Genomic DNA, 12,974 nt, shown 5'->3' on the forward strand with positions numbered 1-12,974 from the left:
TTCACTTTCATGTTATATCATACTTTTAATAAAACAGAATATTATTTCATAGAGCGAAATAATAAATAAGAAGGAGCCTGTATGTCGACATCACAAATGAATGGACTCGCGTATTTAACCGCTATCAAGAATGGTGAAATTGCCAGCTCACCCATGAGTGAAATTATTCCCATGCGTCTGACCGTCGTACGTGAAAATTATGTGGAATATGAGGTACGACCAGATCATCGCCATTTCAATTTACAAGGCGGTATTCATGGCGGTTTTTGTGCCACCGTGCTGGACAGTACTACGGGTGCTGCGGTACACACCACTGTCGATGCCGGGGTCAGTTTTTCAACGATTGATTTAAACGTAAAAATGCTCAAAGCCATGCAAAGTGGCGAAACCTATACCGCCATTGGTGAAGTGATTCGCGTCGGCCGTAACGTACTGACTTCAGAAGGTCGTATTGTCGATCAAGATGGTAAAGTCTATGCCTTTGGTTCGGCCACTTTACTGGTGACCAAGCGCGCTTGATTCCGACCAGAACTAGCCTATCCCTGCATCTGCGGGGATTTTTTATGGCTAAATATTTAACAAAAAAATGCCATGCATATTAGATATGCATGGCATTTAATTTCGACTTAAACCAGTTTAGGCTGCTTCAGGGTTTTCAATGACCATTGCAAGACCTTGACCCAAGCCAATACACAGGCTGATCACGGCATATTTTTTACCTGTGCGCTGTAATTGACGTGCAACGGTCAAGGCTAAACGTGCACCAGAACAACCCAGTGGATGGCCAATCGCAATCGCACCACCATTTGGATTGACCCGCGGATCATCAAAGGCCACATCCAGACCTTTTAAGCAGGACAATACCTGGCTGGCAAACGCTTCGTTAATCTCGATAATATCCATATCATCTAGGGTTAAACCCGCGCGTTGTACTGCTTTTTTGATCGCTTCAATTGGCCCCGCACCCATGATGCGTGGCTCAATGCCGGCTGCTGCAGAAGACAGGATACGCGCCAAAGGTTTTAAGCCATACTGTTCCTGAACTTTTTCACTGCCGATAATCAGTGCTGCAGCGCCGTCATTGATACCTGATGCATTCCCTGCTGTGACCACACCACCTTCAAATAGGGGTTTCAGCTTGGTTAATGCTTCAAATGTTGAAGATGCACGCGGATGTTCATCTTCAGTGACCTGTTTAGGCGGTAATTTACGCCCTTGTGAAACTTCAATTGGAGTAATTTCACCTTCAAAGAATCCTGCTTCTTTGGCTGCCTGATATTTTGCCTGTGATGCAGCGGCAAAGGTATCGGCCTGTTCACGGCTAATGCCAAATTCTTCCGCTACATTGTCACCGGTTTCTGGCATGCTGTGTGCGCCAAATTGAGCGGTAAATTTACGGTTCGGGAAACGGGTTCCGATGGTGGTGTCATACATTTTTGCATCACGCGAAAAGGCTGTTTCTGCTTTCGCCAATACAAAAGGTGCACGTGACATGCTTTCTACGCCACCAGCAATATAGACATCGCCTTCACCTGCGGTGATGGCACGTGCCGAATCAATCACGGCACCTAAACCAGATGCACATAAACGGTTTACGGTCTGGCCCGGTACAGTCACTGGCATACCGGCTAAAAGTGCGGCAAAACGTGCTACGTTACGGCTGTCTTCACCGGCCTGGTTGGTGCTACCGAAAATCACATCTTCGACATCGGCAGCTGGAATACCGGTTTTTTCCAGCAGGTTTTTAATCACGGTTGCAGCCAGATCATCTGGACGCACACTTGACAAACTGCCGGCATGACGACCGATTGGTGAACGTAAACCATCATAAATATATGCATTTAACATGAGTGTTATTCCCTTAACTTTAGATTAATTAGAACTATGAACAAGTGGCAGACCCAACTGGACGCGACGGCGTAACCATGGGCTTGGACGATAACGCTGATCGCGGGTAATGTCGGTCATGCGATCCAGAATTTTCAGAATTTTTTCCGCGCCTAAAACATCGCCCCATTCAATTGGACCATGCGGATAACCCAGACCCAGTTTCACGGCGATATTAATATCTTCAACTGTGGCAACACCTTGCTGGGCAATATCACAGCCCAGGTTTACAATCATGGCCAACGCACGCTGCGCCACAAAACCGACACTTTCCTGAATAACGCTGGCTGTCACACCATCCAGATTAAAAATAGATTGCGCCGCCTGGGTCAGTTCAGCTTTGGTCACAAAAGTCGGCATTAAAGTGCGGTGTTTATTCAGGCCATAGAGCAGATCAATACACACCACCTGCTGTGGGGCAACGCCATAACGTACAGCTGCCGAAGTGGCATCTTCACCATAGGTGGCAATGAGCACCAGTGCATCTTGAGATGGCTGTTCAGACTGCTCCACCAGAATATTGAACTGTTGCAGATATTGCTCCAGCGCCTGACGGTCGTCGCTATATTCGGTGCCTAACCAGACCGATGGATATTGCGCCAGTTTTTCAGCCAGTACTGGTGCAACATCACCCTGTTTGCTGCCAGAAGTGTAGTCATAAAAACCTTTACCGGTTTTACGGCCCAGTTGCTTGGCAATAAAACGCTGACGGGTAATTACGCTTGGACGGTAACGTGCTTCTTCATAATACTGATGATAAATCGACTCACTGACCGGATGCGATACATCCATGCCGGTTAGATCGCCCAGCTCGAATGGTCCCATCTTAAAACCGATCCCATCACGGTAAATCCGGTCAATGTCATAAAATGGCGTGACATTTTCATTCAGGATGGCATAGGCTTCACTGCCAAAGGCACGGCCGGCATGGTTAATAATAAATCCTGGAGTATCTTTGGCTTTCACTGGACGATGGCCCATCTTGATCGAGAGTTGAGTCAAGGCATCCAGAATATCGGCACGGGTATTAAAGCCTTCAATCACTTCCACCACTTTCATTAGCGGTACCGGATTAAAGAAATGATAGCCTGCAATACGTTCTGGTTGACTGCAGTTGGCTGCAATGGCACTGATCGACAATGAAGACGTATTCGACGCCAGAATTGCTTCCGGTTTGACAATCGCTTCCAGTTGTTGCATCAGCTTCTGTTTGATTTCCAGATTTTCAATAATGGCCTCTACCACCAGATCACAATCTTTTAAATCTTCCAGTTGCTCGGCAATTGAAAGACGGGCAAGATCTTCAGCGGCTTTTTCATGACTGAATTTGCCTTTATCTGCCAGGGTATTCAGGGTTTTGGCCAGTTTTTCCTGAGCCTGCTCTGCAGCGCCAGCTTTGGCATCAAACAGGACCACATCATGGCCAGACTGAATGGCAATTTGGGCAATTCCGGCACCCATGGTACCGACACCAATAATCCCGATTTTCTGAATATGTACAGTCATGCTTATCGTCCCTGATAATTTGGTTTACGTTTTTCAATAAAGGCCTGCATGCCTTCTTTCTGGTCTTCAGAAGCAAATAGCATCTGGAATGATTTGCGTTCTAGGCTTAGCCCCGCATTCAACGGTACATCTTCTGCCAGTAAGGCCACTTCTTTAATCTGTTCCAGGGCAATTGGTGGCAGTTTTGCCAGACCTTCAGCCATCTTGATGGCCGTGGCAATGGTTTCGCTGTCTTCAGTTACTTGAGAGACCAGACCAATTTGATAGGCTTCTGGTGCCGGCACCAGACAGCCGGTCATGATGATGCGCATGGCATGGAATTTCCCCACGGCACGGAACAGGCGCTGTGTACCACCGGCGCCTGGCATGACCCCAACTTTGACTTCAGGCTGACCAAAGGTCGCGCTCTTGCCGGCAATAATAATATCGGCGTGCATGGCCAGTTCACAGCCACCACCTAAGGCATAACCATTAACCGCGGCAATGACCGGTTTGGCGCATTGTGCAATCGCCTGCCAGTAACGCTCAGTACGACGCTGCATCATTTGAATGGTTTCTGCATTGGCCAGCTCTTTCAGGTCGGCACCTGCAGCAAAATCCTGCTCTCCGCCGGTCAGTACAATGGCGCGAATATTGGCATCATCATTCAGTTGACGAAAAGCTTCAGCCAGTTTCTGGCGTACTTCAGTATTTAAGGCGTTTTTTGCTTCAGGTCGATGGATTTTCACCAGTGCGACATGAGCATTGATTTGTTCTACTTGAACGACCTGTTCCATGTAAATCTCCATTTATTTTGTATAGCGAAAATTTATTTTGTATAAAAATTAAGGTTTATTCCCCCGGAATGCAAGTTTTTTTGCGGATAAAGCGTAAAAAAGATATTTTTATTAAAAAATAGACAAAATATCTTGTTATAAACTGTGTTTTATGATTAATTGATTTCGTATAACGAAATTACACGAGATTATTTAATTTTTCTTGTAAATTTCAGCTTGTAGCTGGCTTAGCTTTCAATTGGCTTATTTATAAATAAGACATTGTTTTATATTGATTTAGTTTTTATATCCTGAAACCAGATCAAGATAAACAGAGCATTGAGGTTATAAGCTGGATGGAATTTTACAAGTGAATTGAACCATTCATGTAGAAGTAAGTGTTGAGAAACGAAATATTAGTTCATTTGAATAATAAGTATGTATCACAAATGACATAGTTGTTATCTAAATGACGCGATAGCAGACACAACAGGTTCAACCAGGATGTTTGAGCGGTGCTGTTAAAAGAGCGTGTTCTCAAGCCCGAATAAATCAGAAGTCATGCATACATGACTTTGTTAGGCGGTAGCACAGGAGTGCTACTTTATAAAGTAGAGGATATAACAATGACAACCGAAACAATCGAAACCAGAGAGAATAGGCAACCCATCTCTGCTGAGGAACCAATCAAGCAGGCACCCAAACGTCTGTGGGTTACTGCCTTTATCTTTGCGTTCCTGATCTTGCTTTGTGACGGTGCCGATATTGGTATTTTGGCCTTCAGTCTCACCAGTCTGAAAGCAGAATGGGGATTAACCTCAATGCAGGCCGGTGCTTTGGGGAGCTGGTCGTTATTTGGTATGGGAATTGGCGGATTTATTGGCGGCTGGGCCTGTGACCGCTTTGGCCGTGTCCGGGTAATTGTTGTGGCAACAATTTCCTTCTCCATCCTTTCAGCTTATTCAGGTTTTGCACAGTCTTATACTGAATTTGCAATTTTACGTACCCTCTCATGTTTAGGTTTGGGCTGTTTATATATTGCCTGTAATACCTTGATGTCAGAGTATGTCCCAACCAAATATCGTACTACGGTACTGGCTACCCTGATGACTGGTTTTACCCTGGGTTCACTGGTTATCACCATGCTGTCTGGCTGGATTATTCCTGAATACGGCTGGCGTATGCTGTACTGGATCACCATTGCGCCATTGGCTTTAGGTATTCTAATGCACTTCCTGGTTCCTGAGCCTGAGTCTTGGAAGCGCGTGCGTGAAATGAAACGTACTGGCCAGCTTGTGGACACTACCGCGAAAAAAGGTAATCCGTACATCACCATTCTGAAAGACAAGACCCACGGCAAGATGTTTATCTTATGGTCATTTAGTTCTGGTTTCCTGCTGTTCGGTTACTTCGGTGTGAGTAACTGGTTGCCAACCTACCTGGAAGCAGAATTAGGCATTAAATTCAAGGAAATGGCGCTGTACATGATTGGTACCTTCCTGACCATGATTTTCGCCAAAGTCATTGCCGGATATGTGGCAGATAAAATTGGTCGCCGTATTGTGTTCGCTTTCGGCACCATGGGAACTGCGCTGTTTATTCCAGTGGTGGTGTATATGCATACCCCTGAAAATATCGGTGTTTTAATGCTGATCTTTGGTTTCCTGTACGGTATTCCATACGCAATTAATGCAACTTATCTGACCGAGAGTTTCCCAACAACGGTGCGTGGTACAGCGGTTGGTGGTGCATTCAACATTGGCCGTGTAGGTGCTGTCTTTGCTCCAATTACCATCGGTTATTTGGCCATGAATGGTTCTATTGGTACCGGCCTGATGGTTATGGGTGCAGCGTACTTCCTGTGCGGTTTAATTCCTGCCCTGTTTATTAAAGACCGCTTATACGATCCTCAAAAGGCAGAATAAGTCCCGGTCTGGAGGGTGAGCATTTATGGTCGCCCTCCCCATTCCATCTTCACGTTCAACAATCATCTTGATTTAAAAATTGCTGCAACCGAAAGGCACATCACCTTTCATTATTTGAAAAAATTTCTTTAGGGATTAAGAAATGAAAAAATTAGTTTTAGCCACTTTATGCGGTATCGCTTCAGGTCAGGTGTTTTCAGCAGAGGTGTCTGAAGATCGTATCCAGTTTTTAGAATCTCAGTTAAAGCAGATTCAGGCCGAACTGGAACAGCAAAAAGCCACTCAATTAGATTTAAAGGCCAAGCAGGAAGAAACCAAAGCCAAGGATGCTAAAACCCTCAGCGCGATGCTGGATAATGTGGATGTCTATGGCCTGATTCGCCTGGATGGTGCAGTTGATTTTGAAAGCACCACAAAATCACGCGGTCGTACCATTAACCAGATTAATCAGGAACTGCATGAGCCAGATTCAGTACGCTCAGCCTTTACACTGGCCGCTAGCCGGGTCGGTTTTCTAGCCAAAGATATTGGCGGTAATCCGAATATTTCTGCACGTGTAGAAGCCGATTTCTGGACCAATGGGGGTAAAGGTGATGGTGGTTTCCGCATCCGTCATGCACATTTTAAATACTATAACTGGACCTTTGGTCAGGCATGGTCATTAATGTCTACCCCTGAAATCAGCACCGATGCGGTCGACTATAGCTTGTTGCTGGGTGGTTCGGTCTTGCGTACCCCACAAATCAGTTATGCCTGGAAACTGGATCCGGAAAATACCTGGAATATCGGTCTGGAATATATGGCAAGTGGAGATCGCTCTTCGGCTTTACCAGCTCTTACCACCAAATATGTGCATCAATCTGGACCATTGCATCTGCTGGCACAGGGCTTCGTCAATGAAAAACAAGCCCAGACCGAAACCGGTGATATTAATAAAGTCGGTTGGGGTGTAGGTGTCGGCGGGCGCTATCATCTTGATGATAAAAACTCGATTCAGGGCAACTATTTTCATATGGTCGGTGACCAGCGCATTGCTTCGTTTTTAGTTCAAGGTTCGACTGTCGATGGTGCTGCTTTGGGGGGTGACTATTCTGTCGATACGGAAAATGATGAATTATTGCTGAACTCCTTCGACAGCTTGAATATTGGTTATACCCACAAGTTCACACCAAAATGGCGCAGCAGTATTGCTGCCAGTCTGGTCGAGTTTGATGACTCCAGTGACTATGCCAAAGCCAACCCAACCACCAATAAGCGCTTAACCGACTATGTGGCCAATGTGATTTATTCTCCAGTACCACATATTAATTTAGGTGCAGAATACCATCATGGTAAACAGGAAAAATTTAATGGCCAAGAAGCCGATATTTCCCGTGTGAATTTATCTGCCACCTATCGCTTCTAATACTTGAGGAGACACGGATGTCAGCTCAAGGGCAACAACCCTCGCGCCGTTTTATGTTTATGATGGCCATGACCTGCGCACTTTGCGCAGGTTGTAATTATTTTAACCAGCCTTTAATTTATTCAATTGCCCAGGACTTGAATATTAGTCTAGAGCAATCGGGCTGGACAGTGGTATTGACACAGATCGGTTATGCAGCCGGTCTGTTTTTATTTGTGCCGTTGGGCGATTTATTTGAAAAGCGTCTGTATATCTGTAGCCTGATGCTATGTACCGGTCTGGCCCTGATTGGACTGTCTGTCAGCGATAATCTCCAGATGCTGTATGGCTTTACCCTATTGGCCTCGTTCTGTTCCATTACCACCCAGATTCTGATTCCTTTTGCTGCAAACCTGAGCCAACGGGAAAAAAGTGCCGAAGTGGTTGGCCTGCTCATGAGTGGCGTACTAGTCGGTATTTTATTTGCACGTACCGTGGCCGGATTAATTTCAACTTTATGGTCCTGGCATGCGGTGTATCTGTTCAGTGGCTGTTCAATTTTACTGCTCAGCATTGCCATGTGGTATCAATTGCCCACGGCCAGAAGTCAGCTAAAAATGAGTATTCTGCAGATTTACCGCTCTTTATTTACCTTCGCCAAAACAGAACCGATGTTGATGCGCCGCAGCTTAATTGGTGGTTTGGCTTTTGGGATGCTCAGTATTATTTTTACCACCATGACCTTTATTCTGGCGGAAGCCCCCTACCATTTTAATGATTTTGAGATTGGGTTGATGGGGATTGTGGGCGTGGTCGGAATCTGGTCATCTCAATGGACCGGGAAGATGATTGGCCGCCATCGGGAAAAATGGCTGGCGCAGCTGGCAACCAGCGGGCTAATTTTAGCCTGGATTCCCCTGTTTTTTGCCCAAGACCGTTTAGAGCTGTATATTTTAGGCTTGATTATTGCCTATTTTGGTATTTCATCTTTACACGTATTAAACCAGAATCTGGTGTATCGCCTTTCAGTTCAAGCGCGTTCGCGTATTAATGCCATTTATATGACCTGCTATTTTTCCGGTGCTGGCCTGGGCGCATTTTTATCTTTAAATTTATGGAAGATGTATGGCTGGTCGGCTTGTGTGCTGTTGGGATGTGCCTTCGCCCTCCTGATTTTTGCGGTAAACCGCTATGATTTAAGCCGGGAAAAGAATTTAATTAATATTCAGCCACAACCCTAATCCAGACCGTCTAGTCATTCTGTCCTTTATACATCGGCTTTAGGACTGATCTTTTCAGACTGCTGTTTTGCGCTTAGCAAGACCGAAGTCTGAACTACTTTAAAGTCGATTCCTAAATAAAAGCTTCACCTCTTAGCGCTTTCACCGCCTCATTTCACCCGCGGAAACGAGATGATCTGGAATCATATCTTTAGGTTTTAAAACTCATGGCACTGGTTTTAGGATTTTTATGGTTAATCTTTTAAAACTTGAGCCCAGCAAGAGTCCTTTTGTCCTAGCTTTGATTTCTGCTCGTAATACTAAAATAAGAAATGCAATGTAGAGAATAAAACAAAAAATTTCTCTCCCTTGGTCGGAAATGAGCAGTGCTGCGACCAAGAAAGAAGGTGTGATCCATCTTCTTCCTGAGCCAGAACTGGGGCAAGAGATGGCGTTTTTAATCTTCTTTTAAATATGAATAAAACGAATATTTTGTGATTGATCAAAGAGATTTAATAATTTCAATATAAAAAATCGCAGCCGAAGCTGCGATTTTTTAATCACTTCAAGAAGAAATGAGATGATTTTAAGCCACCTGACGGGCATCAATTAACGGACAACCAGTCTGTTGCTGCAGTTCGTCAAAGCTCAGCCCATCCACCATTTCAAGTACGAAAGCCTGATTGTCTTTCAGTTCAATCACACATAAATCGGTATAAATACGGTTAACACAGTGTTTACCGGTAATTGGATAAGTCAGTTCATCTACGATTTTCGCTTCGCCATTTTTGGTGACATGCTCCATACAGACATAGACGCAGCGTGCACCGACCGCCAGATCCATGGCACCACCGACGGCTGGTACCGCATCGGAAGCACCAGTATGCCAGTTGGCCAGATCTCCATTAATTGCCACCTGAAATGCACCCATAATACAGATGTCTAAATGCCCGCCGCGCATAATATCGAAGGAATCAGCAGAATTCATAAAGCTACCACCCTCAAGCATACTGACCAGCTCTTTTCCTGCATTAATCAGGTCATTGTCTGGCTGTTCATCTGCACCCAAGGCGGTAAAACCCAAGACACCATTTTCAGAATGTAAAATGACTTCCTGCTCCGGTTTTAAATAGCCTGCCACGCGTGTTGGCAAACCAATTCCTAAATTGACAAAAGAGCCGGTTGGAATGTCTTGTGCGACGCGTTGTACGATCTGTTCACGTGTACGTTTTTGAATATTCATTATTTAATATCTCCAACCTGAACCACATGCTGTACAAAAATGCCCGGCGTTACAATAATTTCAGGGTCCAGCTCACCCAGTTCGACAATTTCATGCACCTGGGCAATGGTCGTTTTGGCCGCCTTGGCCATAATCGGGCCAAAGTTACGTGCGGCCTTGCGGTAGGTTAAATTACCCCAGCGATCAGCCTGATTGGCATAGATCAAGGCATAATCGGCATGAATCGGATATTCCAGGACATAGTCTTTACCGTTAATGTGGCGGGTTTCTTTGCCTTCTGCGATTTTGGTCCCAAAGCCGGTTGGTGTGAAAATGGCGCCTAATCCTGCACCGGCGGCCTGAATACGACAAGCCAGATTTCCTTGTGGTACCAGTTCCAGTTCAACTTTTCCGGCTTTATACAAATCTTCAAATACAGTGGAATTATTGGCGCGCGGGAAAGAACAGATCATTTTCTTGACCAGTCCAGACAACAGCAAATTGGTCAGTCCACGATCGCCAGACGCTGCATTATTATTGATAATGGTTAATTCTTTCGGACCAAGATCAATTAATGCTTCAATCAGTTCAATCGGTTGCCCTGCCAGACCAAAACCACTGGTCATAATGTGCGCACCATCAGGAATCTGTTTCAGTATTGCCTCGATATCCTGTGTGATTTTATTCATCATCTTGCTTCCTAGCATCTTTTCTATGTTGCGATATACAGATTAATCTGCTTTTTGTGGGTCAAATAAACGGTCTTTAATAAAGAGCGCGGGAATCAGACCACAAAGAAAATAGGCAACGCCCATAATCAATAAACCGGTACCAATTGATCCACCTTGAGCAAAGTAGCCAATGGTTAATGGCGCGAAAACTGCACCTAAACGGCCCACGTTGTAGGCACCACCCACCGCGGTCCCACGGACTTTGGTCGAGAAACTTTCTGTCATATAGGTCGCGTTAATACCGTATGGGATGCCATACAGGAAACCGAAGAACAGCATCAACCAAAGGATATTGTCTGGGGTATTGCCAAATACAATAACTGGAATAAAGATCGCGGTGCCCATGGTCCCGAAGGCAAATACAGCACGACGGCCAATACGGTCAGCAATATAACCGGCAATGACTTTGGTACACATCATGATCAGGAATGTGCCAATCATGTACATGGTCATTTCTTTAAACTTGATGCCCAGATCAGATTCTAAATAAGCCGGCAGCCAGTTACTTACACCGTAATAACCAAACTGTAAAAATGCGGTACTGAATGACCAGAGAATGAACATGCGACGGCTTAAGGCATCTTCAAACACCATTTTGAAGGTATTTTTTGGCTTTTCCTGAACAATACCGCTGGCTTTTGCTTCTTGGCGTGCTTTACGCGCATCGAGCCAAGCCTGTGGTTCTGGCACCAAAAAGTGCATCACTACAGCCAATACAATTGGAATAATGGCGATGTAATACAGATAACGCCAGCCATATTCTGGCAATAACCAGCCTGCTAGCGCCGTGGCCACCACCGAACCTAAGGTCCAGCCGGTCATTAAAGCCGCCAGTACCGTCGAGCGATGCTTGGTTGGCACGTATTCTGCCATGAGCGTGTTACAGGCAATATATAAAGCCCCTAAGCCAATTGCAGAGATAAAACGTAACCACTTGAATTGATCATAGCTTTCTGCGAATCCTAACCAGCAGGTTAAGGTTGAAAAGAGCGCAATAGCAATCACAATCACGCGAACTCGCCCAAAGCGGTCACAAGCCCAACCACCAAAAAAGCCACCAATGGCCATTCCAGCAAGTGTCCAGCTACCTAAGGCACCCGCCTGCATATTCGTTAATGAGAATTCCTGTTTAAGACTGGTCAGACTATAGGCCAATAAGGCAATATCTGCCCCATCCACCAATAATGCTAAAAACGAGAAAATAAAGGCTAAAATCCAGACTTTTTTCTTTGGTCTGTTTTCACCTTCCAGCTGGTGTTGTTGGGAACTGATTGTGTTCATAGCGTCCTTAATATTTCTTTAGCATTCCTGTGCCTGCAGAACTTTTGAGATAACTTATCATCCTGTGATGAGATGATGACTGTTATTCAAACCCTGATTCTGGCTTGGAAAATAATTAAAAACATCCAGTTTTTATTTCCATTTTCCGACTTCATTTTTTGGTATTTACTCTTGCCAGATGAAGTTAAATCATGGTCAAAGTCCATAAAACAGCAGGAGTTCTAGCCAGCAAATGCCGGCTAGAGAGGATCAATTTTTTAGTTAACAAACGCAGCAATTCCGGTCTGTGCACGGCCCAGAATTAAGGCATGTACGTCATGGGTACCCTCATAGGTATTCACTACTTCCAGATTCACCAGATGACGCGCTACACCAAACTCATCCGAAATGCCGTTACCGCCCATCATGTCACGAGCCAAACGGGCAATATCCAGCGCCTTGCCACAGTTATTGCGCTTGATTAAAGATGTTCCTTCAATCGAGGCAATACCATCATCTTTCATGCGGCCAAAACGTAATGCGGCCTGTAAACCTAAAGCAATTTCAGTTTGCATATCGGCCAGTTTTTTCTGGATTAACTGATTGGCAGCCAAAGGACGACCAAACTGTTTACGGTCCATGGTGTACTGATGTGCGGTATGCCAGCAGAACTCCGCCGCACCCATCGCACCCCAGGCAATGCCATAACGGGCACTGTTCAGACAGGTAAATGGACCTTTTAAGCCACGGACTTCTGGGAAAGCATTTTCTTCTGGGACAAATACGTTATCCATTACAATTTCACCGGTGATGGAAGCACGTAAACCGACCTTGCCGTGAATCGCAGGCGCAGACAGCCCTTCCCAGCCTTTTTCCAGAATAAAGCCGCGAATGTCACCGACATTGCCTTCAGGTGAAACTTCTTTGGCCCAGACCACAAATACATCGGCAATTGGGCTGTTGGTAATCCACATTTTTGCGCCTGTTAAACGATAACCGCCATCGACTTTTTTGGCACGGGTAATCATGCTGCCCGGGTCAGAACCATGATCCGGTTCGGTCAGACCAAAGCAGCCAATATATT

General features: G+C 45.3%; 11 protein-coding genes. 4 read left to right on the forward strand and 7 right to left on the reverse strand.

Annotated features, from left to right (window positions below):
- Positions 1–81 precede the first annotated feature (81 nt).
- A complete protein-coding gene (locus FTU54_RS02570; protein WP_104473214.1) occupies positions 82–519 on the forward strand; it encodes a PaaI family thioesterase in 438 nt (145 codons plus the stop codon).
- Positions 520–636: 117 nt separating this feature from the next.
- Here FTU54_RS02570 and FTU54_RS02575 read toward each other — a convergent pair whose 3' ends face one another.
- The 3 genes from FTU54_RS02575 to FTU54_RS02585 are packed head-to-tail and all read right to left on the reverse strand — an operon-like array spanning position 637 to position 4,169.
- The gene (locus tag FTU54_RS02575) at positions 637–1,848 is read right to left on the reverse strand and encodes a 3-oxoadipyl-CoA thiolase (protein ID WP_005178011.1); all 1,212 of its coding nucleotides are present in this window, start codon (positions 1,846–1,848) and stop codon (positions 637–639) included.
- A gap of 24 nt (positions 1,849–1,872) precedes the next feature.
- Positions 1,873–3,393 (reverse strand): 3-hydroxyacyl-CoA dehydrogenase, encoded by a 1,521-nt coding sequence (locus FTU54_RS02580; RefSeq protein WP_104489418.1) that lies wholly within the window; start codon positions 3,391–3,393, stop codon positions 1,873–1,875.
- Between the two features lie 2 nt (positions 3,394–3,395).
- Entirely contained in the window at positions 3,396–4,169 is a 774-nt protein-coding gene (locus FTU54_RS02585; RefSeq protein WP_005178015.1) for an enoyl-CoA hydratase, read from the reverse strand.
- Between the two features lie 605 nt (positions 4,170–4,774).
- Here FTU54_RS02585 and FTU54_RS02590 point away from each other — a divergent pair.
- The 3 genes from FTU54_RS02590 to FTU54_RS02600 all read left to right on the forward strand — a co-directional run bounded on the left by FTU54_RS02590 (position 4,775) and on the right by FTU54_RS02600 (position 8,698).
- Entirely contained in the window at positions 4,775–6,073 is a 1,299-nt protein-coding gene (locus FTU54_RS02590) for an MFS transporter (RefSeq protein ID WP_005178018.1), read from the forward strand.
- A gap of 142 nt (positions 6,074–6,215) precedes the next feature.
- Complete coding sequence (locus tag FTU54_RS02595; RefSeq protein WP_005178021.1) at positions 6,216–7,478, forward strand: DcaP family trimeric outer membrane transporter; 1,263 nt, start codon at positions 6,216–6,218, stop codon at positions 7,476–7,478.
- 17 nt (positions 7,479–7,495) lie between these two features.
- On the forward strand, positions 7,496–8,698 hold the full coding sequence (locus FTU54_RS02600) for an MFS transporter (RefSeq protein ID WP_104473208.1): 1,203 nt from the start codon (positions 7,496–7,498) through the stop codon (positions 8,696–8,698).
- Positions 8,699–9,263: 565 nt separating this feature from the next.
- On the opposite strand, the gene FTU54_RS02605 is transcribed toward FTU54_RS02600, so the two are convergent.
- The 4 genes from FTU54_RS02605 to FTU54_RS02620 all read right to left on the reverse strand — a co-directional run.
- On the reverse strand, positions 9,264–9,920 hold the full coding sequence (locus FTU54_RS02605) for a 3-oxoacid CoA-transferase subunit B (protein WP_104473207.1): 657 nt from the start codon (positions 9,918–9,920) through the stop codon (positions 9,264–9,266).
- Positions 9,920–10,591: a 3-oxoacid CoA-transferase subunit A gene (locus FTU54_RS02610; RefSeq protein ID WP_005178033.1), complete on the reverse strand. Its 672-nt coding sequence runs from the start codon at positions 10,589–10,591 to the stop codon at positions 9,920–9,922. The genes FTU54_RS02605 and FTU54_RS02610 overlap by 1 nt, the downstream gene beginning before the upstream one ends.
- A gap of 39 nt (positions 10,592–10,630) precedes the next feature.
- Positions 10,631–11,911 carry an MFS transporter gene (locus tag FTU54_RS02615; protein WP_005178035.1) on the reverse strand — a complete coding sequence of 427 codons (1,281 nt, stop codon included), beginning with the start codon at positions 11,909–11,911 and terminating at the stop codon, positions 10,631–10,633.
- Between the two features lie 257 nt (positions 11,912–12,168).
- Positions 12,169–12,974 (reverse strand): acyl-CoA dehydrogenase family protein (locus FTU54_RS02620; RefSeq protein ID WP_180074388.1); only part of this gene is annotated, 806 nt, incomplete at its 5' end.

Origin of the sequence: Acinetobacter sp. YH12116, from assembly GCF_013418895.1 — a bacterium.
GTDB classification, from domain to species: Bacteria; Pseudomonadota; Gammaproteobacteria; order Pseudomonadales; family Moraxellaceae; genus Acinetobacter; species Acinetobacter indicus.

Excerpts from the sequence above, each read along its gene's own strand:
- FTU54_RS02595 (WP_005178021.1), top strand. The coding sequence starts at position 6,216 with ATGAAAAAATTAGTTTTAGCCACTTTATGCGGTATCGCTTCAGGTCAG.
- FTU54_RS02585 (WP_005178015.1), bottom strand. The coding sequence starts at position 4,169 with ATGGAACAGGTCGTTCAAGTAGAACAAATCAATGCTCATGTCGCACTG.
- FTU54_RS02590 (WP_005178018.1), top strand. The coding sequence starts at position 4,775 with ATGACAACCGAAACAATCGAAACCAGAGAGAATAGGCAACCCATCTCT.
- FTU54_RS02605 (WP_104473207.1), bottom strand. The coding sequence starts at position 9,920 with ATGAATATTCAAAAACGTACACGTGAACAGATCGTACAACGCGTCGCA.
- FTU54_RS02615 (WP_005178035.1), bottom strand. The coding sequence starts at position 11,911 with ATGAACACAATCAGTTCCCAACAACACCAGCTGGAAGGTGAAAACAGA.
- FTU54_RS02600 (WP_104473208.1), top strand. The coding sequence starts at position 7,496 with ATGTCAGCTCAAGGGCAACAACCCTCGCGCCGTTTTATGTTTATGATG.
- FTU54_RS02610 (WP_005178033.1), bottom strand. The coding sequence starts at position 10,591 with ATGATGAATAAAATCACACAGGATATCGAGGCAATACTGAAACAGATT.
- FTU54_RS02570 (WP_104473214.1), top strand. The coding sequence starts at position 82 with ATGTCGACATCACAAATGAATGGACTCGCGTATTTAACCGCTATCAAG.
- FTU54_RS02575 (WP_005178011.1), bottom strand. The coding sequence starts at position 1,848 with ATGTTAAATGCATATATTTATGATGGTTTACGTTCACCAATCGGTCGT.
- FTU54_RS02580 (WP_104489418.1), bottom strand. The coding sequence starts at position 3,393 with ATGACTGTACATATTCAGAAAATCGGGATTATTGGTGTCGGTACCATG.